The following is a 24,056-nucleotide window of genomic DNA, read 5'->3' as shown; positions in this document are numbered from 1 at the left end:
TTGGGGCTAACCCTGACCGCTCGTTCCCGGGTCGGTCAGCCTCCACCGTCCCGCTGCGCTCTGATGCTCCCAGAATCGGGTGAAACGTCCACCCGCGGCGAGCAATTCGTCGGGCGTGCCGTCCTCGACGATGCGGCCCCGGTCGAGCACGATGACCCGGTCGGCGCGGCGGATGCCGGCCTGTCGGTGGGCGACGATGACGCGGGTGCGTGGGCGGTCCTGCGCCGACAGGGCATCGACGATGGCGCGCTCGTTGCTGTTGTCGAGGGCACTCGTTGCTTCGTCGATGAGCAGCACGGGCGCGGGTTTGACCAGGGCGCGGGCGATGCTGACGCGTTGGCGCTCACCGCCGGAGAGAACCGAACCTCCCTCTCCCACCGCCGAATCGACGCCATCGGCCAGACGATCGGTGATCTCGTCGACCCGTGCGAGCGCGGTGGCGCTGCGCAGGCGCTCGGGTGTCGCCGATGGATCGCCGGCGGCGACGTTGTCGGCGATGCTGCCCTCGATGAGATAAGGCTGCTGGAACACCACGCTGGTCAGCGCGCGACGGGACTCGTGATCGAGGTCGGCGGCATCGACGCCGTCGAACAGGATGCGCCCCGCCGTCGGCTGATGCAGGCCGGCGATGAGTCCGAGGATCGTCGACTTCCCCGATCCGGACGGGCCGACGATGGCGGTGGTAGAGCCGGGTTCGATGATGAGGTCGAGGCCGTCGAGGACGGGGTGTTCCGGGTCGTCGTAGTCGAATCGGATGCCCTCGAACGTGATTCGCGGTGCCGTCGTCGGAGCCGGCCACGACGTCGGTCCGTCGATGAGCGTCGGGGCGTCGAGGACGGTGCGGATGCGCCGCAGGGTCAGACGCACACTCTCCAGTCCGCCGGCGAGTTCGCCGAGCGCGGTGAACGGTTCGAGGTAGCGGACGGCCACCACGATCAGCGCGACGGCCTGCGCTGTTGACAGATCACCGCGCACGGTGAGCCATGCGGCGGTGCCGGCGAGCGCGAACAGTGCGATCTGCGCTGCGAGACCGAACAGCAGTTGACCGGGGACCTGCAGCAACAGCAGCCGCAGCGTTGCGCCGTGCTGGCGGGCGAGTGCGTCGCCGGCGAGGCTGCGCTCCGGATCGGCGCGACGCGCGACGCGCAGCGCCGGTTGTGTGCGGGCGAACTCGACGACGCGCTCGGTCAGGGCGGCGTTCGCGGCGTCGGCCGCGTGGTCGGCGCGCCGACTGATGGCCCCACTGCCCCATAGTGCGCCGAGGAGCAGCGGGACACCGGCCAATGCCACCAGTGCGAGTTGCCACGAGATCGCCAGCAGCGCAACGCCGATGACCACCGGCAGCAGGATCGCACCGAGGAGCGGCACCACCAGATAGACGACGACGCCGACCAGATCCGGGCCGGTCGCGGCGATGGCCTGCCGGGCGGTGGCGGTGTTCTCCGCGCCGAACCAGGTCGGCCGGATGCGCGAAAGTCGCTCGGCAAGCACATGTTGGCCGCTGCCCAGCAAGGTGAATCCCAGGTCGTAGGCCACCCGCGAGCCGACCCAGTCGGTGAGCCAGCCGGCCACGGTGGCCGCCGTCAGTGCGGCGAGCCAGGCCAGTGCGTCGCCGTTGCGGCCATCGAGCAGCGCCGACACCAGCGGTACGAGCAGCACGACGCCGACCGCGCGCACCAGCACCGAGAGCACACTCAGCGCGACGAACTTCCGCAGCTCCGGGCGAGACCGATCCGGCAGCAACGAGATCAAGGTGGTGATCATCGACGGGCTCCCTCGGTCAGTGCGTCCTGCTGGACGGGTTCGGTCGCGGCCCACAGTGTCGCGTAGGTCCCACGCGCGGCGAGAAGCTCACGGTGCGTTCCCGTTTCGACGATCCGGCCGCCGTCGAGGACGACGATGGCATCGGCGTCGGCAATGGTGTGCAGCCGGTGCGCGATGACCAGCACGGTACGACCGGCGGCCAGGCGGCTCAGCGATTGCTGGACGAGGAACTCCGACTCCGGGTCGGCGAAGGCGGTGGCCTCGTCGAGGATCAGCACCGGGGCGTCGGCGAGGATGGCGCGGGCGATCGTCAACCTCTGACGTTCACCACCCGACAGTGCGGCGTCGGGTCCGAGTGGGGTGTCATAGCCGTCGGGCATCGCGAGAATCCGCTCGTGGATGTTGGCGTCACGAGCGGCCTGCTCGATGTGCGCGCGACTCGCGTCGGGGACCGCCAGAGCGATGTTCTCCGCGACGGTCCCGGTGACGAGTTGGGTGTCCTGCAACACGAATCCGAGTTGGCGGTAGAGCTCGTCGGCGTCCATGGTGGCGATGTCGCGACCGTTGATTCGGATGGTTCCGGCGTCGGGGTCGTGGAAGCGGGCCAACAACGCCGCGAGAGTGGACTTGCCCGAGCCGGACGGGCCGACCAGTGCGGTGACGGTTCCCGGCGCCAGGTGCAGTGAGATGTCGTGCAGGACAGGCACTGCGGGGCGGTAACCGAAGGTGACGCGATCGAAGACGACGCCGGCGTCCGCTGTTCGCGGCGTGGTCGCGTCGCGAGTGACGAGTTCGGGCTCGTCGAGGGTGATCTGGATGTCGCGGGCGGCGAGCATACCTGCCTTGAGCCCGCTCAGACCGTAGCCGATGCCGAGGAGTCGGGCGCCGAAGGTGGTGCCCAACAACAGGAACGGGATGAGGTCGATCGGCTCGATCCAGCCCCAGATGACGAATCCCGTGCCCACCAGCGCGATCAGCCACAAGAAGGTGGTGGGCCGGGTGACGAGGTCCATGACGGTCTTGGTTCGGACGAAGGGCCGTTGCCACTTTTCGAGGAAATCGATGTACTCCTCGAGTCGGGCCCGGAATCGCGAATCCATCGCGCCGCCGAACACCCGGATCACCGGTTGCGCATCGAGATACGATGCGGCCTCACCGTTCATCCGTTCTTCCCACGCGTGCGCGACCGGGATCTTGGAGCCGGACGCGATGATCATGCGGTACATGGTGAACACGTAACCGAGGACGGGTAGCAGTAGGAACAGTGCCACCCCCCAGTCGACGATGAACAGGTAGATCAGCACCGCGATCGGCGCGACGACGGCCGACACCGCGTCGAGTACCGCGTGTGTGACCAGATAGTGCAGCGAGAGGGTGTTGTCCTGGACGAGTGATTTGATGCCACCGGAGCTGCGGGAGTCGAACCAGCCCAAGGGAAGTCGTGCGAGCTTGCGCAGCAGCCGGCTGCGCAGATGGCGGGAGAAGCGGGCGTCGACGGTGTGCAGCCAGAACAGCAATGCCGACTCCAGCAGGATGCCCAGCCCGATCAGGGTGACCGCGAGTGTGCCCACGAACCACAGCTGTCCGGAGTCGGCGCCGGCCAGCAGGCGGCGGGACAGTTCGACGAGAAGCACGTACGGAGCGAGCTGGAGCAGGGTGACGATCGCCTGCAGGACACCGGCGGTGGTGAGGATCGGCTTCAGCGGGGCGAGCAGCTTGCCCGCCGCGTTGGCCCGCCACTGGCCCTGTGGGGCGGCTGCGGGAGCGGCCGCACCTGTGGCAGCGGTGACGGCCAGCGGCTCGATCGTCTCGACCACCGGGGTCTGCTCGCCGGCGGGTCCGTCGGGGGACTCCGCGTCGGGGTCGCGCTCTTTACCCATCGCCTTGCCCTGCGCCCAGTAGGCCTGGACGTGGGTTTCGGATTTGGGGAATCCGAACTCCTTGAGTCGTTTGCGGATCTCTTTGAGCGAGTTCGATTCCGGGCCGGCCCAGGCGTACCAGTCCGACCAGTCGCGGGACTCCAGGGCGGACGCGAGTGCGGTGGCGTCGGTGCGTGGGACCCAGTGCAGCCGCATCCGCGGGTGATTGTTGAGCGGGATCTCGCGGTCGGCGGGCTCGTGCTGCTCGAGGTAGGCCTCGATCGGGATGTCGTGCGGCACGGCGTCGATGATCGAGTTGATCGCCGGGATGGATGCCGAGTCGCCGATGACCAGGTAGCCGGCGGGCGGGTTCTCGTCGGGCACCTCGAACGGCACCGAACTCATGTACATCGCCGAGATGGACTGTCCCGGTTGTGCCTGTCGTGCCCATTGCGATGCCGGGCCCGACGGCTCGTGGAGCACGAAGTCGAGGGCGAAGGTTCCGGCATCGGCGTCGGCCTCGGCAAAGGTGTAGCCGCGCTGGTGTTCACGACCGTCGTCGTCGGGGAACCAACCCCGAATCCACGACGTGGGTCCGGTCAACGCCTCGGAGAACAGGGTGTCGGAGTGGAACCGCACACGAACGAGGTGTGGGGCGCGTTGCTCGACGCTCGTGACCGTCGCCAGGTGGTCACGAGCGCCGAACGCGCGCATGACCGCTCCCCCGAATCCACGGGACATCTGCCCACCCCCATCGTCGTTGCGTCTTCTTCGCGACCGGCGCGTATCGGGCGAGTGTCCGAAATGCCGCGCAGCTTAGGCAACGCTAACAAACGAGGAGTGGGGTGCACAGGGTTCTGGGTCGGTCGTTCAGGTTCGCTTGACGATTGCAGCAACTCCCGCGAGCGACATCACGATCCCGGCGAGAAGGGTCAGCCACAAACCGATGCCGACGGTGATGCCGAGTGCGGAGAGGTCCCCGACGCTTGAGATGTCGGCGGCGGCGATCAGCACCGTGACGGCGCCGAGAAGCAGCGCGCCGATGCCGGCGATCAGGTGCAGGGCCGACCTCCTGCCGAGAAGTGCGCTGACCGTGCCGGCGGCGAGCGCGATTCCGCCGAGCACGACGGTGATGACGCCGTCGGTGTCCCCGACCTCGGAGTTGCCGACGCCGGTGACCGTCACGAATCCGCTGACCCACGGAAGGAACGCGGCGAGCACGGTGAGTGCCCCGGTGGTTGCGATCAGCGCGGCGATGATGCGGACCGCCGGTGAGACCCCTATGGCGCCGGCCGCCTGCGCCATCGGCATCGGCATCGGCATCGGCATCGGCATCGCGGAACGCTGACCGTACCCGCCGGGTACGGGTGGCGCGGCCGGGGTGATCACCGTCGGGGCGTCGGGACCGTACGAGAATGATTGCGGCCCATGGGCATGCGCGGGATGGGGTGGATGGGCGGTGAAAGCGGAGCGCTGCGCGCGAGGATCGGGGTAGGACATGGGTGCTCTCTCGGGTCGGGGGCGGTCCCCTCAACCTTCGGACACCCCCGTCCGATTTGCACCACTCGGTCATCTCGAGGGACTACGGGTGCCGGCGAGCGCGAAACGCAGGTGGTGCACTACTCGTGCCGTGCCGGCGGCTCGGTGTGCTTCCCCTTTCACCATACGACTGCAGGTGGGGCTTGCGGCAAGGGCCGGTGGCGGGTGCACACTCGGTGCGCTGCGAATACGCCCACCGCCCACACACCTGAGGAAGGCCATTGATGACCGATGCTCCGACGCCCTTCGAAGTGCACGACTCCGGCGCCTACCTGCACGGCACCAAGGCCGCGCTGAACGTCGGCGACCTCCTGGTACCGGGATACGGCTCGAACTACGAGGAGGGCCGCATCGCCAACCACATCTACTTCACGCGGACTCTCGACGCCGCGGCGTGGGGTGCCGAGCTGGCTCTCGGCGACGGACCGGGCCGCATCTACCTCGTCGAGCCGACCGGACCCGTCGAGGACGACCCGAACGTGACCGACAAGAAGTTCCCCGGCAACCCGACCCGCTCGTTCCGCTCGCGAGAACCGGTGCGGGTGGTCGGCGAACTGACCGACTGGGTGGGGCACTCTCCGGAGCTGATCGACGCCAGGCGCGCCGGCCTGGCCGATCTGCGCCGACGCGGCGCGGCGGTGATCTACGACTGATCGTCTGCGGGCGGGGGCCGCTGCGACGGCTAGACTCGTGCCAGGCCGCCGTCAGCCCGAAACCGGTTGGGCTGCAAATGGTGTGCCCGGAGAAGAGAGCACCGTATGGTCCGGTTTGTCGCAGTAGCCGTCCTCGTTGTCGCGGCGGTGGCCGCGGTGATCGCGGCCGTCGAATGGTCGTGGGCGTGGATCGTCGCCGCGGTGATCCTGGTGCCCGTCGCCGTGGTGGCCGTCTACGACATCACGCAGCGCCGGCATTCGATCTTGCGGAACTATCCGGTGCTCGGCCACATGCGGTTCCTGCTCGAGGCGTTGCGCCCGGAGATGCAGCAGTACTTCGTCGAGCGGAACTTCGACGGCCGGCCCTATGACCGCGACACCCGCTCGCTGATCTACGAACGCGCCAAAGGCACGGCCGCCGAACTCGCCTTCGGCACCGAGCGTGACATCGACCGGCCCGGCTACGAGTACCTCGTCCACTCGACCGCCCCGATCGAGAATCCGCCCGAGCCGTTTCGCATCCGCATCGGCGGGCCCGACTGCACCCGCCCGTACGACATGGCGCTGCTGAACGTGTCGTCGATGAGCTTCGGTGCGCTCTCGGCGAATGCGCTGCGCGCCTTGAACAAAGGCGCGATGAAGGGCGGGTTCGTCCACGAGACCGGCGAAGGCGGGCTGACACCGTTTCACCTCCAGGGCGCCGACGTCTTCTGGGAGATCGGCTCCGGCTACTTCGGAACCCGCACCGCCGACGGGCATTTCGATCCCGACACGTTCGCGGAGAAAGCCGCCGACGAGCGCGTCAAGGCCATCAACATCAAACTGAGCCAAGGTGCCAAGCCAGGTATCGGCGGCGTCCTCCCGGCGGCGAAGGTGACCGCTGAGATCGCCCGCTATCGCGGTGTGCCGCAAGGACAGAAGTGCGTGAGTCCGGCCGCTCACTCGGCGTTCTCGACGCCGCGCGAGTTGATCCGCTTCGTCGCGAGGCTGCGAGAGTTGTCGGGCGGCAAACCCGTGGGTTTCAAACTCTGCGTGGGCTCGCGGATCGACGTACTCGCCATGTGCAAGGCGATGCTCGCCGAGGGCGCCACCCCGGACTTCATCGTCGTCGACGGTGCCGAAGGCGGAACCGCCGCTGCGCCTTTGGAATACGAGGATCACGTCGGCCTGCCCCTGACCGATGGGTTGATGACGGTGCACAACGCGCTGGTCGGCGTGGGGCTGCGCGACCGCATCCGGATCGGTGCGAGCGGAAAGGTGGCCTCCGGCAACGACATCGTCAAACGACTGATCCAGGGTGCGGACTACACGAATGCCGCCCGCGCGATGATGATGGCGGTCGGATGCATCCAGTCGCAGCGCTGCCACACCAATCACTGCCCCGTCGGCGTCGCCACCCAGGACCCGCGGCGTGCCCGCGCCCTCGACGTCGCCGACAAGAGCGAACGCGTCTTCAACTATCAGGAGGCCACCGTCGCCCAGGCCATGCGGATCATGGCATCGATGGGCGTCGACGACCCGGCGCAACTGAGCCCGCACATGCTGCGAAAGCGGTTGTCGGCGACCGATCAGCGCTCCTACGCCGAGATCTTCGAATGGCTCGACGAGGGGGTGTTGCTGGCCGATCCGCCGGCGTCGTGGCGGGCGGACTGGGAGCGCGCGGATGCGGACTCGTTTCGGCCGTATGTGGGCAGCCGGATGTGGACCTCGGCGTGCACCACGGGTGAAAAAAAATCGATCAGTATGACGAAGCACCCGGAATCCGGGTGAAACGTCATACTCACCGTTATGTGTCGATCCGTGGTGAGCGGTTCTCGAATGCACGTGAATCGCACATTCCGGGATGGATTTCCAACGATTAAGTGCCGAAATTCCAACGATTACTTCGCGGCCGGACTCCGACCTGGAGTACCTGTAGCGGGAGCTGTGGGGCATCTTGGGGGCCGCGAGTTCGACCCGCGGTCGCGGTGGTGCGGTTGGCCCTTCGCGCGGGAGCGGGCGAGCTGGCTCCTTGCCTTCTGGTGGGGGTCAGATTTCCCACGATTACTTTGTCTACGGTCATACGACGAGTGGCCGGCCCAACTTGGTTGGGCCGGCCACTCAGGTAACTATCTACGTGCGCGGTGGTGTTCTGGTCGGTGGGTATCCGAGGTCTGCCTGGAGTTGTCGCATCCGGCGGTTGATGGACTCGCCGCGCGGTCGTCTCTCAGCGTGGCTTCGCTGCGCCGAGAGGTTGGCCACTACGACTGCGAGTGCGAGTGTGATCGCGATCATCGGTTGTCGTCGCGGCCCCGACGTCAGGTCTGAGAGTCCGGTTACCGATCTCGACTTGAGGATGCTGAACCTTTGCTCGGTGAGCGCTCGAGCGGCTTCGAAGTAGACCATGTGCTCCCACGAACCTGGTGTTAGCCCGAACTGGGCCATCCTGAGCTGATCCGGAGACAGCCCGACGGTTATTGCTGGGCTGTCGCAGCACGAGTACTGGTCCGCTGTCCACGTTGGTTCGAGCGTGGGGACATCTCCGTGGATATCCATCGACTCCGGTCGGAGCGGACAACGAACGCGGCCGAACGCCGCCGGGCAAACGAGCTGCGTCTTGACGAGCTCGGGCGCTTTCGGGCGAATGTCGGACGGCTGGCCCCGCTGCATCACACCGTGAACTGGCCGCGAGTTCCTTCCCATGAGAAGCGGGAGAGTCCGTTGCAGGCGGCGGTCGTGGTCTGCGAATCCGGGCGGCTTCGACGCCAACATCTCTCGCCCTGGCGGCACCGTGACCTTCTCTGCAATGTCGGTTATCGCAGGGCAGTAAAAGTCCCCTGCGACCATGATTGGCCCGGGTTTCCGGCCGCCTTCAGTGGCGGGCAGGCTGTCATGAATCATGATCCAGTGCTTTGGGTACCGCCCCACGTATGCGTACTGTTCGCGCACCATCGAGTCGGCGAAGCCTCGCTTGGAGTTGTATCCCATGTCGACGGTGAGATAGGGCCAGCGCGTTCGGGTGCCGTCCTTGCGCGCAGTCAGTCCGTTCTCCTTCGCATGTGCCAGCGCCCGGAGGACCGCGCCAGCGTCCCCGGATGTCGGGGGGTGTACGTCGATGCCGATGATGACGGGAGCTACGCCGTGCATACGGTTGGGTTCACCGATCCGCGTGAGCGCTGTGAGGCCAATACCTACTCCGCTCTTCGTGAGAGCAGCCTTCTGACCGTCGGTGCGGACCTTGTTACTGCGGTCACGCCCATACGGCTTGGCGAAAGGAGTGGCACCACGCCGCTTATCGCTCGCGACGCCCAGGCCGGTCATGTTCGTGGCGAGGTCGAAGATCGACTCGTCCACGACGAGATCGCCTGCGCATCCCTCGGGTGCGCGGTCCAGGACTGAGCCAGCCACCAGGCTGTTGGCCACCTTCGAGAGCAGCTCGGCTGCGTGATGCGATGCCTGTTTCTGTTCGCGACTCCGCCTGCGGACGATCTGCTGATGCTCTTCGTTGGTGATGCGCCGTGCTGGCAAGTCCGGGTCGGGGTCGATCGGCGCCAGCCTCCTGGCGAGGAATGCATGGAGCCGGGCGTACTCGGTACGCGAACTGGTCCGAACAGGATCGAGATCCTGCCCGTCCATGCCGACTTCAGCCAGCTGCTTCGGGGTGAAGTCACTGATCAATTGGAGAATGCCAGCAACCGTGGGAGGACGTTTGAGCATCACGCATAGCAGTGCCGATACCAGCACTGCTCGAATCGTGTACCGGACTCCGGCAGCTCGTCGACCTCCGGGCCCAACCGACTGCTGATGGATCTCATCGATCAGACGGTCAGCGCCGGATCGATCGATCACTCCGACCGCCTCGGCGAACAGCGACTCCGACACCGTGAGCGTAGGACGGAAGGTGCTGATCACGCTGGCACCCCCCGTCCATCGAGAGCGACCAACGTGGCGCGGATACCGTAGATCGGAAACGACGGCCGGTGGTCCTTGATCGATGCGAACGTGCTCACGTCGGCGAGTTGGACCATGAGGCACGCTGGGACCGTCTTCGCGAGGTCGTGTATCCATCGCTCCCGTGCAGCGAGCAAGTCGATCGACGTGTGCCCGTGCCTGCGAAGGTACTCGTTGAGACGATTGCCGAAGTTGCGGTCCGTGGGACCGATGCCGGGAGTCATCATGCTCGCGTCACCCACCTCTTTGGCACGCTGCAAGATTCGTTCCGAACGCGCGACGTCAACCACAGGTACATGGCGCACTCCGCCCGCACGGTTGGGAAGGGTCACCACAGCATGCTCACGGCCGAAGTAGGTCGTCGACGAAATCGACGTGCCCCGAACTCGCGACAGCTCACCCTGACGAACCCCCGCACCAAGGGCCAGATCCAGGCTCACGTACGCGCGCCGCTGTTGTTCGCCCGACAGGGATGCGGCGGTGCGATACCAGTCCGCGATCAACGTGTCGCTCGCCGGTGCCGCAGTACGGCGTTTCGGCTTCTTGCTCGCCGCCCTTGACAACGGGTACTCACGGGGATGGACCAGCCGGCCGACTGCGTAGTAGAGATACTGGTTCTGCCGGGCGCCCCGCTCGCGTCCCGTTGCGATCAGGTGATTGATATATCCGTCCACCACTGACCGACGGAACACTGACTGGACGTCGATCGGCAGAGGCGGCTCGACATACCCAGCGATGAACCTGATGACGTGCTGGACATGCGACATATCGTTCGCCTCAGTACCCTCCTTGAGCCGACACACCAGGGCAGCGCCAATCCTCGCTGCCGACTCCCGGAGATCCGGGTTCCCCACCGTGCTCGTCGCCTTCGACAGCCGCTCGAACCTCTCCTCCTGTCCGGCGGGCACCCATCCCCGCGGGTCTCCGGTGAATCGACCGATGGTGCGCGGTCCGACTACCGAATCGGGCAGGTCGTCCGGCTCTGGTGCAATACCGGGCAGCGCCAGCTGCGCGCGGTGCGCCTTGTAGCGAACCATCAGGGCATCACCCACCCGACACACCGCGCGCAGCGCTTGACAGTCGTACCTGGGTACGTTGAAATAAACATGGTCCTCCTTATGAGGATCGAAAATGTGATCATCTGCGGATCCAGTCCGCTCCGGAGGCCCTGGGGTACCAGCCCGGGGCTTCCGGTATGTCAGCGCCTGTGGCGCATGTCGCTACCGCACTATCTCTTCCTGCTGATCACTCCTTCTCCCGCTCATCGGCATCGATGGCCGCCACTAGTAGCCGCTGCGCCACGACCGAGACATTCCGTTGCTCATCTGCAGCAATCGACCGAAGCCGCTCAGCGACATCGGGGTCCAGCTGCAGTTCCACCCGGACACGCTTGGCCTTCTCGCGCTGGATAGCCATACAAACCTTCTCCCGGGTGCTCCCGGATCTCCCCGGGCGCGCGGAACAAACAGTACTTCGAGCTCCGCGCCTAAACTGACCTGCCAATCACAGCACTTCTGACCGCGAAGATCGACTTTTCAGAAATCCTTGTCATGGGTGGTAACAACTGCAGTCACACAAGTTTCATGTCGGCAGGCCAGGCGGCATGAGTGCCGATGGGATGATTCGCAATTGGCCCCACAAAAGATCTTGTGACAGGCATCACATAAGTCCCGTGCGAGCCTAGGGCGTGTCGTCAAACTCGACGCAAACCATCGAGGCGACGACATCTGGGAGCAAGAAGCCCCGTAGCCCCACTTGACCTCCTCAAAGTTCGCCACGACTCGGTCGCGTCAACCTTAGAACCGCCCTCACGGTCCAGCGGACCGCCGCACGCAACGCAGTTCGTGACCTCTGACCTGCATTAATCCAGCTTCACTGTACTAACATTCGACACAGCTGGCCGTAGTCAACTTTGCCCAACTGAAGACACCACGGGAGGGGCTACCCATGTGGCCGGCGCACAGCTTCGAGGTTCGACCATGGGTCTCAGCGAACCGCGCAGGCAATCGTGAGGATCGCCTGTTCACGCAGGTCACCACCGCGATACCTCCGCTCATCGCCGCTGAGACTTTCGCGGCAGACTCCGCCGTACTGCTGGCCTGCGAAAACGCGACCATCGCGATTACGCGGCTCGATGTCGGCCGAGGAGAGGCGCTCGCTCCGCTCGGTGACTTCCTCCTGCGAAGCGAAGCGAATCCGTGGCCTCATCCAAGATCGAGCACGTCAACGCCGGCTGGCGACAGCTCGGGCTCGCCATCGCCGGCGTCAAAGCAGGTAGCGAGGCGAAGTCACAGCTCGCGGCCGTGCAGGCACTCGCGACGATGATCGCTGCAGCGGACACCGGAACGATCACCGCCGCCGACCTGCTCAGCGCTCACCGCCAGCTGATGGAAGGCAACGTCGCCGAGGCACGCACGGCCGGAACCTTCCGCACGGTCCAGAACTGGATCGGCGGGTCCGACTACACACCGCGCGGCGCACTGTTCGTGCCACCACCTCCGGAGCTGGTGCTCGGCCTCATCGATGACCTGATCGCCTTCGTCGCGCGAACCGACGTACCCGTCGTCGCGCAGGCGGCGATCGCTCACGCACAGTTCGAGAGCATCCACCCCCACACCGACGGCAACGGCCGCATCGGCCGCGCACTGATCAGCGCAATCCTCCGGCGGCGCGGCCTCACCCGGAAGATCACCGTCCCCCTCGCCTCCGTGATGCTCGCCGACACCGACACCTACTTCGCCACACTCGGCGCGTATCGCCGAGGCGATGCTGCAGCGTTCGTCACCTACGTAGCAGACGCTGCGATGCTGGCCTGCGCTACAGCCGACAAAGCCGCCGACCAACTCGAGCAGATGCCCGCATACTGGCGCACCCTCGCGAACCCGCGATCCGGCTCGTCGGAGGAGTCGCTCATCGACGCACTACTCGCACGCCCCGTACTCGCCGCCGACACGGCGCAAGAGATCACCGGCTCATCAGATACAGCCACCTACCGAGCCCTGAACAAGCTCACCAACGCCGGGATCCTCGAGGTCATCTCCGAATCCAAACGCGACCGCGTTTGGGCGGCAGTGGACGTGATGAACGAGCTCGAACTTCTCTCCGACGCAATAGGGCGCCGAACCGATCCGGACGCGTAGCCCGACTCGATCCCCGCAAGTCGACCAATCCCGCCCGGTCTGCCACGCTCAGGCGACCCCATGAGGATCCGAGGATTCTCGCCGATCGCACGTTTGTCTCCAACGAGAGGGGCTAAGCACATGAACGAACTCGTCCCTTCAGGCACAGGCCGCTGGAAGATCCACACCGAGGACGCAATCCACATCCTCGATCTGGACGCGGGAACACACGAACGGCGGCCACTACCGTGGCCGGACACTCAACGCGGTTTCGACGACCACCCGACCCACTATCTGATCAGCGAGGTTATTGAGTGGCCCCGCGTAGGTGATCAGTTCGTACTCCAGTGCTCTTTACGTTCAGACCCTTGGCAGCGCCGTCACGTGGTGCGGTCAGCACCCATCACGCAGATCTCAGCGGCTCAACCCGCCGCCGATGAACTCGCCGACACCCTCCCGGGGCGCCCGCGAGTTCGAATTCCCTCCGGTTGGTGCGCGCTCGTCATGCAACTCCACCAGGACCTTGTCGAACTCGAACCGCAGTACACAGTGACCGCGATCAAGGAGAAGCACCACGGGCTCCGCCTCTACATCAACCTGCCAGACCACACGCCCGACTCGGTCGCCGACGCGGCATACGCGCGTATCGACTGGGCGGAAGAGGAATCCGAGAACAGGTGCACGTTCTGCGGCGGCCCCACACCGACCCCCGGCGGCCGCTGCGGGCGACATCCAGCCGGGCCACTGTGACGCACCTGGTCCGGACCGCCCGCGTCCAGGGGCCGCCGATCACTGTGCGCACCAGGGCATGGGCCTCGCTCACTGGCCGCCGAATGGGTCTATCCCCCACGTCTGCCGGCCTCGCGCCCCAGTCCCGATCCGTCGAGCGTCGCACTGAGCTGCCCTGAGAGGGTCATTCGGGGGGAGGTTCGCGCTCGTCGGGAGATGCCGGGGATACCGGCACGACCGCAGGGATGCCTGCTCGGCGCTGTTGATTGGTCTCCGCTGCTTGGAGCGCCGAGCTGTATCCCTCGACCTCGTGCATGCGTGCGATGAATTCGTCGACCGCGAGGGTCACCGTGTCTTGTAGCGAGGTGGTCCCCGAGTACGCGCACCTCACGGAGGCCGACGTCGAAACGCTCGGCGCGGAGTTGGATGCGATCCGGCGCGACATCGAGGCCGTGCGCGGCGAGACCGACGTGCAGTACCTGCAGCGCACCATCGCCGCTCAGCGCGGGCTCGAGGTAGCGGGCCGGCTGATGCTGCTGGGGGCGCACAAGCGGGGCTTCTGGTGGGGTTCCGCGGCCACCCTCGGCGTTGCGAAGATCATCGAGAACATGGAGCTCGGGCACAACGTCATGCACGGGCAGTGGGATTGGATGAACGATCCCGAGGTGCATTCGACGACGTGGGAGTGGGACCACGCGGGCACGTCGCGCCTGTGGAAGCACACCCACAACTACGTGCACCACAAGTACACGAACGTCCTGGACATGGACGACGACGTGGGCTTCAAGACGATCCGGGTCACGCGGAATCAGTCGCCACCGGTTGATGATGCGGACCACCTGGACGACTCGCGCGGCGTGCGTCACCAGGTCGCGGGCTGTCTGACTATGTCCGCAATCCTGGTGACCGCTCACCGTTCCGATGTCATCACCACGAGTAGTCGCGGGCCGCGGGAGGTGTCCAGATTCCGGCGTCGCGGAGGCGGTCGACGACCGGGGCGAAGCCCTCGATCTCCTGCGCGCTCCACAGTGGGAAGTTGATCAGGATGTTCGACGCCGCTGTGTTCTTCTTGATGGAGACGAGTTTCTCGGCCACCTGATCGGGGGTGCCGATCAGCTTGAGCATGGAGCCAGCACCACCGAAGGCCATTGTGGCCTGCTCGTCGCCCATCTTCGCATACTGAGCGCGAGAGGACTCGATGGAACCGAGCACATCGGCGGCGATCTCCCTCGTGGCCTCCGGATTAATCGACGCACGCAGCCGTTCCCACTCTTCCTCTGCTCGCCCCTCCTCGTCGCGAACCAGTGCGATCGCGAACGGACAGGTGGCGACGGTCCGGCCCGTCGCGGCGGTCGCCTCCGAAAGCCGGGCGTCGACGGCGCGCAGCGCCTCCTCGTCGGACGCGAGCGTCACGAGCTGGTCACAGAACCTGGCGGCGAACGCCGTCCCAGCCGGAGACGCGCCCGCACTCACGAGGAGGGGCGTCGGCGCCTGCATTGTGCGCGGCTTCTTGATCCGGCCGCGCACCTGGTAGTAGTCCCCGTTGACGTCGATCGGCTCGATCTCGTTCCAGAGGCGGATCACGATGTCGGTGAACTCGCTGGCCATGTCGTAGCGTTTGTCGTGCTCGACGAATTCCTCGCCGAAGAGCGCTGCCTCGTCGGCGCTGAAACCGGTGACGACGTTCCAGCCCCAACGACCCTCGCTGAACGCGTCCAGTGTCGCCCCCATGCGGGCGACGTGGGCGGGCTTGTGGTGAGTCGTGTGGAACGTAGAGATCACGCCAATGTGCTCAGTAGCGGTGAGCAAGGCCATCGCGAGCAACGGTGCATGGTACGCGGGTGACTGATGCCCGGCTAGCTCCGCCGCTCGCTGGTGTCCTGACCAGTTGTCAGCGATGAACAGCGAGTCGAAGCCGGTGTGCTCGGCCGCCTGTGCGAGCGCGATCAGGTTGGCCTTTGTCATTTCCGGGGTGCGGCGGGCCGCTTCGTCCGAGTACAGGAAGTTGGTCTTTCCTGAAGGGAAGAAGTAGCCGAGGTGGAGCTCGTCAGCATTGGTGGGGCGGTGCTTCATGGGGATTCCTTCGTTGGGCTGGCCGGACTCAACCCGCGGGGCTGAGCATGCCTTCGGGGTCGAAGGCGGCGCGGAGGCGGCGCTGGAGCGCGAGGTCCGCCGGATCGAGTTCGCGAATCAGCCAGGGGCGTTTGAGTCGCCCCACGCCGTGTTCGCCTGATGCGGTACCACCGAGGGCGAGAGCCGCGTCGGTGATGTCGACGAACGCCGCGTGAGCGGCGCCGGCGGCCTCCGCGTCGCTGGCGTCGAAAATGATCGTTGGGTGCAGGTTTCCGTCCCCCGCGTGCCCGAACACACCGATGGTCAGGCCTCGTCGGTCCGCGATATGTTCGATCGCTGCGATCAGTTCGACGATCCGCGGTACGGGCACGCAGACGTCGTCGAGCAGCCAGTCGCCGAGCCCCTCGAGTGCGGGGAGTGCCATCCGGCGGGTCTGTAGGAGCATGTCTGATTCTTGGGGGTCCGAGCTGGTCACGACATCGGTGGCTCCACTGGCCGAGAGAATCGCGGCCAACTCGTCCTGCGCCGATTGAGGCATGTTGCCTTCGTACTGGATGAGCAGCAGTGCATTCACGCCCGCGAGATCCATGCCAGTGTGGTGCTCGACCGCGCGTACCGTGGTCCCGTCGAGGATCTCCACCATGGAGAAGGGCGTACCCGAGCGGTGGACTCCGACGATGGCGCGTCCCGCGGCGACGAGAGCATCGAAGGTCGCGAGGACGGTCGTCGGTGGTGCCGGCGCCGGCACCAATCGGACCGTAGCCTCGGCGACCATGCAGAGTGACCCCTCCGATCCGACGATGAGTCCGGTCGTGTCGTAGCCGACCACACCCTTTCGCGTCGTGTGACCGGTTCGCATGATCGTGCCGTCGGCGAGTACCACGGTGAGTGCGGCAACGTAGTCGCGCGTGACGCCATACTTCACGCAGCACATTCCGCCGGCATTCGTCGCAATGTTGCCGCCAATGGTGCACATCTCAACGCTGCCCGGATCCGGCGGGTAGTGGAGCCCGACGGCTCCCGCCGCGGCCCGGAGGTCGGCGGTCACCACGCCAGCCTGCACGGTGGCGAGCCGCGCTTCGGCGTCGATGTCGACGATCGTCTTTAGGCGATGAGTGCTCACCATTACCGCCCCCGACGCGCCGTTTGCGCCCCCGCTTAGGCCGGATCCAGCGCCGCGGATCACGACCGGCACAGAGTGTCGATGCGCCGCGGTGAGACAGAGGGATGCCTCCGCGGTACTGCGCGGTGCGAGGACTACCGCGGGAACACTCCAAGACGTGAATCTTGACTGGTCGCGCGCGTAGCTGGCGGTGATATCGGGGTCGGTGATGACGAGGTCGGACGGCAGCTCGTCGACGAGTGCTCCGATTCCGATGTCGATGACGCTAGTCACCGGACTGTCCCCCGAAGATCGATGTGACCGGCGGTGTGAGAGCGAGGATGTGTCCCATCGACGTCGCCATGAGGTAGTAGCCGATCTGCAGGAGGACGCCGGCTGCGACGCTCGGACCGGCAGCGGTACTCAGTTTGGCGAGTGCCGCCCGCGCGCCGGCCCAGTCCCCGCGCGCAGCCGCTGCGGATGCGGCGAGGACGTCCCTCGTTCCGGCGCGCAGGTCCGAGTGATCCGGGTCAAGAGTCTCGATCGCGGCGATCTCGTCGGAGGTGAACCCCAACCGTAGGGCGCGTCGTTCATGCTGGAACAGTTCGGGTTCTGCGTCGGTTGCGGCGGCGATGGCCAGTGCGACCACTTCGCGGACGTCCTGGTCAACTGGGGAAGCCGAGGCGTCAGCGAATCCGACAAATGCGCGCAGGACGGCGTCATCATTGCCGAGTACGCCGAAGATCTCGCCCAGGTAGCCCAACCGTTCGTAGCGGGGGCGGAGCAGATCCTGCGATGCGAGGCTCAAGTCCTCGAAGGCCAGAGGTGAGATCGGCTTCGCGGTGGTGGGGTCACCCATGGATCGTCCAATCTGAGGTGGCGGGGGCCGGGGACTCGACGCAGAGATTGCGGAGTTCGCCGAGGCCGGAGATTGCGGTGGTGAGAGTCTGGCCGGGGTGCAGCCACGGCGCGGGTTCCTGTCCCAGCGCGATGCCGGGCGGGGTTCCGAGGAAGATCATGTCCCCTGGCTGCAGGGTGATGACGGTGCTGAGATATGAGATGACGGTCGCGGGGTCGAAGATCATGTCGGCGCCGAGGCCGTCCTGCACCCGCTCGCCGTCGACGTCGGTGGTCAGCCGCATGGCGTCCACCGGGCCTGAATCCGTGGTCAGCCAGGGCCCGATCGGCGTCATCGCCTCCCACGCCTTCCCCATTAGGGGCGGCCGGTTGCGGAACTGCCAGTCGCGAACCCCCGTGTCGTTGCCTACGCAGTATCCGGCGATATGCCGCGGGGCGTCCGCGATGGGGATGTGCCGACCTGCAGTGCCGATCACCGTGACCAGTTCCACCTCCCAGTCATTTTGGACGCTGAGGCTGTGGTGCGGCAGGGCGATGGGGTCGTGTGCGCCAACGAGACTCTCGGGGTATTTCGCGAAGATTGACGGATACGCTGGTTGCTCGCGGCCGAGCTCAGTTGCGTGCGAGCCGAAGTTGAATCCAACGAGGAAGACCTTCGCCGAGCGGAGCGTGATCGGCGGAGCGAGGTCCTCTGGAGCGAAGTCCGCCCGGGGTCCGTCCGCACGGGCGAGATCTTCCCAATTGGGGTGCTGCAACAGGGTTCCGACGTCAGGCGCGTCCAGGAGGATCGCACCACCATCCGATTCGACGCGTGCGGCGCGGGTGCGGCCGGCGACACGCAGGGTTGCTAAGCGCATGAGTGAGGACCTCGATCGGCTAAGTAGGAATGAAGCGAGCCACAATTGCCCACGAATATGTGACACGTCACACTCTACGATCCGTGTGGCGGGAAGCGCAACCCGCTGGGCGGGATATGATGAAGCCAATTCTGGGGGCGGCTAACCTCCATGAAGAACCACGGGAGGCGGTGCGGGCACGATGTCGTTGGAAACGGGCAGGGATACGTCGATGGACGGTCAGGATTCCGTCGGGAAGTCCGGGGTCCAGTCGGTGCAGCGTGCGGTCAGGCTATTGGAGGTGCTCGCTGCGGCACGGGGTCCTCAGACGATGCAGTCGCTCGCTCACGAACTCGGCTGCAGCGCCAGCACGGCGCACCGGATCGCGGTGACGCTCGCGCACGGTGACCTTCTCGAGTTCAATCCGCTGACCAAGCGGTACAGCCTGGGAGTCGGGGTGACGAAGCTGGCACAGCGCCGAGCGGAGCAAGTGGACATCGCCTCCATTGCCCAGCCCTACATGGATGATCTACGTGAGCGAGTGATGGAAACGACGTCCCTGTGGACGCGTACCGGCGACTCCAAGGTGTGTGTCGCCTGCTCCGACGGGACGTACACGATCCGGCAGTACCTGCAGATCGGCACCCGGGTCGTGATGGCCGACCTCACGGCGGGTACGCGGGTGCTGCTCGCGGATGATGAACCGGACTCGGTGACAGCCATGGTCGAGGCTTGGTATCCCGACATTGAGCACGCGGAGTTGGAAGAGTTCCTCGCCGATGTCGAGCGAACGCGCGACACCGGGCTCTCGATGCTCCCCGAGGAGGGGGCGAATCGCGTGCACCCCGACGTCTCGACAATGGCTGCGCCGATTCTCGACGGGCGTGGCGCGATCGTGGCCGCACTGGTCGTCGCGGGCCCGGTCGGCCGCCTCACTGCCGAGGCGATGTCCGCCGATGCTGAGGCGCTGCGCACTTGCGCGCGCGAGATCTCGGTTGCTCTCGGCGCGCAGTAGGCGGAGACCCGCACCGGCTTCGGCGGAATCCGGTGCGGGCCTGTCCGGTGTGGGAGCCGGTGAGTTAGGCCGATGGAACGGGAAACCGCTCAAGCGCCAGTGCGGGCTGTGCCTGCTCGAGCAGCGTTTCGATCTTGTCGAGACCCTTGGGTGTCGGTGTGATCAACGGCGGGCGAACCGCCCCCGAGGCCAGGAGGCCCTTGCGCTCAAGGACCCACTTGGCCGGCGCAGGATTCGTCTCGACGAACAGTAGGTCTGTGAGTGGATGCAACGCGTAGTGGATGTCGCGTGCACCGTCGAAATCGCCTGCTTCCCATCGCTCGTACATCGTTGCGACAGCGCGCGGTGCGAGATTTGCGGTTGCGCTGATGAAGCCACGTCCGCCCAGTGCCATGAGCGGAAGGCAGAGCAGCTCGATGCCGGACCATACGAGGAAGTCGCGGCCCGTGGCGTGTAGGACACGGGAGAAGTGCTCAAAGTCGCGCGTGGTCTCCTTGATGCCGACGATATTCTCGTGCGCGCGGTTTAGTCGCGCCACGGTCTCGGGTGCGAGGTCGACCGCTGTGCGTGACGGGACGTTGTAGATCACGATCGGCATGTCGGGGAACTCGGCGGCGACCGTTGAGTACCACTGGAACAACGCCTCCTGGGTGGGCCGCGCGTAGTACGGGGTGATGACGAGGGCTGCGTCAGCACCCGCGTCGACTGCTGCCGCCGTTAGCTCGAGCGTCTCGTCGAGCTTGGCGGAGCCGGTGCCGGCAAGGAAGGGAACGGCGTCGTCAACGACATCGGCGACGGCGCGGATGGCGGCAATCCGCTCGGCGACCGTCTGAGAGCTGGGCTCGCCTGTCGACCCGCCGATGGACACGCCGTGCGTCCCGCTGTCGAGGTGCCACCGCGTCAGCGTGGCGAGGCTCCCGAGATCCAGCCCGAGGTCGTCGGCGAACGGGGTGATCAACGGCGAGATCGATCCGGTGATCGACTCGGGTGTGCTGCGAAACCTCATGCGGTCGGTACTCCTTCGTGGTTGGCCGCAGCGACGTTCGCGACGGCGAGATCGGCAAGGCCCATACCCATGCCTTTAAAGACGGTCAATGCGGGCGACAACGGCCGAGCAGCGGCACCGGTCATGAGATCGCCGAGGGTCTGCACCGGCGAGAAGTCGTCGCCGTAGAACTCGATGAGCTCTCGCGACGCGCGACGCGCGTTCTCGAGGTTGTCCACCACCGTGATCGAGGAATCTGCAAGTAGCGCACTGTCGAATTCCGCCGCGTGCGGAAGGATGGCGCCGATCGCGTTCAGGTGCGCGCCAGGCGCAAGGATTCCGCGCGGGAAGAACGGCTCTCGAGCCCGAGTGACCACCGTGACGATGGGCGCGTCGGCGACCGCCGCCTCGAGGCTGGGCAGGGCTTCGGCGACGATGCCGAGCTCGGCGGAGATCTGCTCCGCGAAGCCGGCGCGGCTTGCCGGGGTAGGGCTCCACACCCGGACACGGCGGAGCGGACGGACGGCCGCGACGGCGGCGACCTGGCGGAGCGCCTGACGGCCGCTGCCGATGATCGCGAGCTCGTCGGCGCCGGGGTCGGCGAGGAGGTCCGTGGCCACGCCAGACACCGCGGCAGTCCGGATGACACCGAGCGTGACGGACTGCATGAGAGCGAGAATGCGGCCGTTGGTGGCGTCGAACAGGCTGAGCAGCGACTCGGCGCCGACGGGGGTGTTGACCCAGGTCTTGAATGCGACCCTGGCGGTCGCATGGTCGAAGCCGCCCAGGGCGTGAGCGGCGCTGGCGGGATCCCACGTGGTCATCGTCTTCGCGATGTTCCCGGCTAGTCCTCGAGCTTCGTGTTCGATGGCCGCGGCGACGGCGGGGATCGCGTCTCGGACGTCGACGGCGCGGTCGACGTCGTTCTCGCTGAGCCAGGGAGGTTGGTGCACGGTCGGTTCCTCGATTCAATGCGTTCCAGGATGGTCGGACGTCATCCCGCATTACGGTATGGACATTCCTTACGACGGATTGTAGCGTGATGTGACGGCGATCACCAGTGGCGGTCCGAGTGACCCGACGGGGCTCTGTCCGTCCGGCCGTCAGCCCTCACCATTCGAGTTCTGGAGAGATTCATGACTTCCAACGAAACCCAGCCCCATGTCGAGATCGACATTGACCGCTTCCGTGATGCGATGACGCGCTTTCCGAGTGGCGTCACGATCGTGACGACGACGGACGCCAGCGGTGCCCCTCGTGGCTTCACGGCGACCTCCTTCTGCTCGCTGTCCGCGGACCCGGCGTTGGTTCTCGTATGCATTGCGAAGAAGGCCGAGTGTCATGAGGCCTTTCTGGAGGCCGACCGCTGGAACATTCACGTCGCTGCGCACGGCCAGGCCGAATTGGCGATGCTGTTCGCGACGCGAGGAGCGGACAAGTTCATAGGGGGTGTGACGCTTGACGAGGCGGGTCAGCCCCTTCTCGCGGGATCGAGTGTCACGCTTCAGTGTTCGGCATTCGACAAACTACCTGGAGGCGACCATACGATTTTGATCGGCCGGGTCGATGGTGTGGATCTCGAGGATGCGGACCCGACGGTGTATCACCGTCGTGAGTTCCGTTGTCTGTCACGGGTATCCTGACGGGCGGGCCACGCAAATGACTCATACCACTGTCACGGTCGAGACCGGCGCACTCCGTGGGCACATCCGCGCCGACGGCGTGCGATCCTTCTTGGGCGTGCCTTACGCAGCGCCGCCGGTGGGCGAACTTCGCTGGCGGGCACCGCGTCCTGCGCACTCGTGGTCCGGCGTGAGAGATGCGCTCCGGTTCGGTCCCGCAGCCCCACAGGCGGCGCCCCCGTCGAACTCCCTCTATTTCGGGGGCGAGGCCGAGTTCAGCGAGGACTGCCTAACGCTGAACGTCTGGACGCCGAGAGCGGGGACCGGTCCGCGCCCCGTCCTGGTGTGGTTTCACTTCGGCGCCTACCAGTTCGGATCCGCAGCCAATCCCATGTACGACGGAGAGCGGTTGGCTCGATCAGGTTGCGTTGTGGTCACGGTCAATCATCGGCTAGGTCGTCTGGGATTCCTTGCGCACCCGGCACTCTCGGCCGAGTCCGAGTACGGGGCTTCCGGCAACTACGGACTGTTGGATCAGATCGCCGCCTTGCAGTGGGTGCAGCGCAACATCGCGGCGTTCGACGGAGACCCGGGTGACGTCACGATCGGTGGCGTTTCCGCCGGCGCCAACTCAGTGCACGTGCTCCGCGCGTCGCCCCTAGCGGTCGGCCTGTTCCATAAGGCGATCGCGCACAGCGGTCCCGGTCTCGCGCGGGACCTGGAGGGGCCTGGCCATCCTGCGGGAGTGCAAACCCTGGCGGCAGGGGAGGCCGCTGGCACCGAGATCATGGAGACGCTGGGAGCTCGAGATCCGGCGGCAATGCGGGCGCTGTCACCCCACCAGATCGACGCAGTACTACTTCCCCGGGCGCACGGATCGTGGAACTTCGACCTGGCGCCCGGTGCAGAGGTCAGTCTGCACCTGTTCGACGGAGCGTACCCCCTGATCGATGGGCATGTTCTGCTCGAATCTCCGATGCGTGCGTACCAGAGCGGCCGGATCCACGACGTACCCTTCCTGCTGGGGGATGTGGGAAACGAGGCTTCGGGACTGCCGTATCTCCCCACGCTCAGCGCCTATCGGGAGCATCTGCGTGCGACCTTCGGTGACGCCGCTGATCGCGCATGGGAGCTCTACCCGGCGTCCGACAATGGGGGAGCGCGGAGCGCCAGTTGGGACCTCGAAGCCGACCGCATCTTCAACTGGTCAACTTGGGCAGCCGCGCGCAGCCACGAGGCTGGTTGTGTGTCGCCGCTCTGGCACTTCCGCTTCTTGCGTCGGCCGCCGATCGCTCCGGCCGACGACGTGATCGAGGCCAGCTACGCGGGCGCATTCCATGGTTCCGACGTCCTGTACGCGTTCGGCGCTCTCGAGCGGGCTCGCCCTTCATGGGCCTGGGAAGACGCTGATCGGGATCTGTCGGCGGCGATGATGTCGTCTCTGGTCAACTTCGTCGCTACGGGTGACCCCAATGGCGACGGCGTTCCGGCGTGGCCGACATTCGATCGGCGCACCCCGTCGACAATGCGGTGGAACGTCGGCATCGAGGTGGGGGAGACGGGCTATGACGCCGAAAAGATGGCGCTGCTCGACGACCTCAACGGCTGGACGGCCTGATCCGAGCCTTGGTCCAGTGGTCATCTTCGCAATCCCGAGTGTCAAATGTTCACGAGTTTGACTTTCACCGTGGAACCGAACAGACACGGTGTTTGCGAATGTGGACGTCACTAGTCTCGCCCACGCTGCGGGAGGCCCGATCGGCTAGCCCCAAGTAGTTGTGTGTGGGTGGGACTTGGCTCCGCTGTCGAGTGTTGATGCCGTATACGGGTTGATGGTCGATCGGCTACTCCATCGAGACAGATCGGTTTCGATAGGGGTAGTGATCGTGGAGGTGTTGACTGAGGTTGACGCTGTCGCTGTGGTCGAGGCGTTGGCGGCAGCGAAGAGTCGCCAGGATGTGGCTGCGGCGAT

19 protein-coding genes and 1 pseudogene are annotated in these 24,056 nt (G+C 66.0%); 8 read left to right on the top strand and 12 right to left on the bottom strand.

Annotated features, from left to right (window positions below):
• Positions 1 to 6 precede the first annotated feature (6 nt).
• The 3 genes from GOPIP_RS06915 to GOPIP_RS06905 form a co-directional block, all read right to left on the bottom strand.
• Positions 7 to 1,764, bottom strand: a complete 1,758-nt coding sequence (locus tag GOPIP_RS06915; RefSeq protein ID WP_006368870.1) for an ABC transporter ATP-binding protein — start codon at positions 1,762 to 1,764, stop codon at positions 7 to 9.
• Positions 1,761 to 4,364, bottom strand: a complete 2,604-nt coding sequence (locus GOPIP_RS06910; protein ID WP_006368869.1) for an ABC transporter ATP-binding protein/permease — start codon at positions 4,362 to 4,364, stop codon at positions 1,761 to 1,763. The genes GOPIP_RS06915 and GOPIP_RS06910 overlap by 4 nt, the downstream gene beginning before the upstream one ends.
• Positions 4,365 to 4,493: 129 nt before the next feature.
• Complete coding sequence (locus GOPIP_RS06905) at positions 4,494 to 5,123, bottom strand: hypothetical protein (protein ID WP_006368868.1); 630 nt, start codon at positions 5,121 to 5,123, stop codon at positions 4,494 to 4,496.
• Between the two features lie 263 nt (positions 5,124 to 5,386).
• Here GOPIP_RS06905 and arr point away from each other — a divergent pair, with 263 nt between their 5' ends.
• Together arr and GOPIP_RS06895 are read left to right on the top strand one after the other, a co-directional pair.
• Positions 5,387 to 5,815, top strand: coding sequence for an NAD(+)--rifampin ADP-ribosyltransferase (gene arr, locus GOPIP_RS06900; RefSeq protein ID WP_006368867.1), 429 nt, complete (start codon positions 5,387 to 5,389; stop codon positions 5,813 to 5,815).
• Positions 5,816 to 5,920: 105 nt separating this feature from the next.
• Positions 5,921 to 7,585, top strand: a complete 1,665-nt coding sequence (locus GOPIP_RS06895; RefSeq protein ID WP_006368866.1) for an FMN-binding glutamate synthase family protein — start codon at positions 5,921 to 5,923, stop codon at positions 7,583 to 7,585.
• A 342-nt stretch (positions 7,586 to 7,927) separates the two neighbouring features.
• Here GOPIP_RS06895 and GOPIP_RS06890 read toward each other — a convergent pair whose 3' ends face one another.
• The 3 genes from GOPIP_RS06890 to GOPIP_RS29010 all read right to left on the bottom strand — a co-directional run bounded on the left by GOPIP_RS06890 (position 7,928) and on the right by GOPIP_RS29010 (position 11,161).
• A complete protein-coding gene (locus GOPIP_RS06890) occupies positions 7,928 to 9,706 on the bottom strand; it encodes a hypothetical protein (RefSeq protein ID WP_006368865.1) in 1,779 nt (592 codons plus the stop codon).
• A complete protein-coding gene (locus GOPIP_RS27990) occupies positions 9,703 to 10,797 on the bottom strand; it encodes a site-specific integrase (protein ID WP_050955239.1) in 1,095 nt (364 codons plus the stop codon). Before GOPIP_RS27990 ends, GOPIP_RS06890 begins: the two co-directional genes overlap by 4 nt.
• A 193-nt stretch (positions 10,798 to 10,990) precedes the next feature.
• Positions 10,991 to 11,161 carry a hypothetical protein gene (locus GOPIP_RS29010; protein WP_006368863.1) on the bottom strand — a complete coding sequence of 57 codons (171 nt, stop codon included), beginning with the start codon at positions 11,159 to 11,161 and terminating at the stop codon, positions 10,991 to 10,993.
• Between the two features lie 782 nt (positions 11,162 to 11,943).
• On the opposite strand from GOPIP_RS29010, the gene GOPIP_RS06880 reads away from it, so the two are divergent.
• From GOPIP_RS06880 to GOPIP_RS28200, 3 genes and pseudogenes are all read left to right on the top strand, one after another.
• Positions 11,944 to 12,885 (top strand): Fic family protein, encoded by a 942-nt coding sequence (locus GOPIP_RS06880; RefSeq protein ID WP_006368861.1) that lies wholly within the window; start codon positions 11,944 to 11,946, stop codon positions 12,883 to 12,885.
• A gap of 120 nt (positions 12,886 to 13,005) precedes the next feature.
• Positions 13,006 to 13,614: a hypothetical protein gene (locus GOPIP_RS06875; protein WP_006368860.1), complete on the top strand. Its 609-nt coding sequence runs from the start codon at positions 13,006 to 13,008 to the stop codon at positions 13,612 to 13,614.
• A 302-nt stretch (positions 13,615 to 13,916) separates the two neighbouring features.
• A pseudogene (locus tag GOPIP_RS28200) lies at positions 13,917 to 14,405 on the top strand (fatty acid desaturase family protein); the annotation flags it as partial.
• 115 nt (positions 14,406 to 14,520) lie between these two features.
• Here GOPIP_RS28200 and GOPIP_RS06865 read toward each other — a convergent pair.
• From GOPIP_RS06865 to GOPIP_RS06850, 4 genes are read right to left on the bottom strand one after another with little or no spacing between them, the layout of a single operon-like run.
• Positions 14,521 to 15,666: an LLM class flavin-dependent oxidoreductase gene (locus GOPIP_RS06865; RefSeq protein ID WP_006368858.1), complete on the bottom strand. Its 1,146-nt coding sequence runs from the start codon at positions 15,664 to 15,666 to the stop codon at positions 14,521 to 14,523.
• 28 nt (positions 15,667 to 15,694) lie between these two features.
• The gene (locus GOPIP_RS06860) at positions 15,695 to 17,062 is read right to left on the bottom strand and encodes an FAD-binding oxidoreductase (protein ID WP_006368857.1); all 1,368 of its coding nucleotides are present in this window, start codon (positions 17,060 to 17,062) and stop codon (positions 15,695 to 15,697) included.
• Complete coding sequence (locus tag GOPIP_RS27985) at positions 17,055 to 17,627, bottom strand: carboxymuconolactone decarboxylase family protein (RefSeq protein ID WP_006368856.1); 573 nt, start codon at positions 17,625 to 17,627, stop codon at positions 17,055 to 17,057. Before GOPIP_RS27985 ends, GOPIP_RS06860 begins: the two co-directional genes overlap by 8 nt.
• Complete coding sequence (locus GOPIP_RS06850; protein ID WP_006368855.1) at positions 17,620 to 18,483, bottom strand: fumarylacetoacetate hydrolase family protein; 864 nt, start codon at positions 18,481 to 18,483, stop codon at positions 17,620 to 17,622. The genes GOPIP_RS27985 and GOPIP_RS06850 overlap by 8 nt, the downstream gene beginning before the upstream one ends.
• Positions 18,484 to 18,694: 211 nt before the next feature.
• Here GOPIP_RS06850 and GOPIP_RS06845 point away from each other — a divergent pair, with 211 nt between their 5' ends.
• On the top strand, positions 18,695 to 19,477 hold the full coding sequence (locus GOPIP_RS06845) for an IclR family transcriptional regulator (protein ID WP_006368854.1): 783 nt from the start codon (positions 18,695 to 18,697) through the stop codon (positions 19,475 to 19,477).
• A gap of 64 nt (positions 19,478 to 19,541) precedes the next feature.
• Here GOPIP_RS06845 and dapA read toward each other — a convergent pair whose 3' ends face one another.
• On the bottom strand, positions 19,542 to 20,483 hold the full coding sequence (gene dapA, locus GOPIP_RS06840) for a 4-hydroxy-tetrahydrodipicolinate synthase (protein WP_006368853.1): 942 nt from the start codon (positions 20,481 to 20,483) through the stop codon (positions 19,542 to 19,544).
• Positions 20,480 to 21,415 (bottom strand): ornithine cyclodeaminase family protein, encoded by a 936-nt coding sequence (locus GOPIP_RS06835; protein ID WP_006368852.1) that lies wholly within the window; start codon positions 21,413 to 21,415, stop codon positions 20,480 to 20,482. The genes dapA and GOPIP_RS06835 overlap by 4 nt, the downstream gene beginning before the upstream one ends.
• A gap of 183 nt (positions 21,416 to 21,598) precedes the next feature.
• On the opposite strand from GOPIP_RS06835, the gene GOPIP_RS06830 reads away from it, so the two are divergent.
• Positions 21,599 to 22,105 (top strand): flavin reductase family protein, encoded by a 507-nt coding sequence (locus GOPIP_RS06830; protein WP_006368851.1) that lies wholly within the window; start codon positions 21,599 to 21,601, stop codon positions 22,103 to 22,105.
• Positions 22,029 to 23,702 carry a carboxylesterase/lipase family protein gene (locus tag GOPIP_RS06825; protein ID WP_138944084.1) on the top strand — a complete coding sequence of 558 codons (1,674 nt, stop codon included), beginning with the start codon at positions 22,029 to 22,031 and terminating at the stop codon, positions 23,700 to 23,702. Before GOPIP_RS06830 ends, GOPIP_RS06825 begins: the two co-directional genes overlap by 77 nt.
• Positions 23,703 to 24,056: the final 354 nt, after the last annotated feature.

The organism is Gordonia polyisoprenivorans NBRC 16320 = JCM 10675, assembly GCF_000241325.1.
GTDB lineage: Bacteria > Actinomycetota > Actinomycetes > Mycobacteriales > Mycobacteriaceae > Gordonia > Gordonia polyisoprenivorans.
The sequence above is the reverse complement of the archived record's forward strand: the minus strand, read 5'-3'. Positions and strand labels throughout refer to the sequence as shown.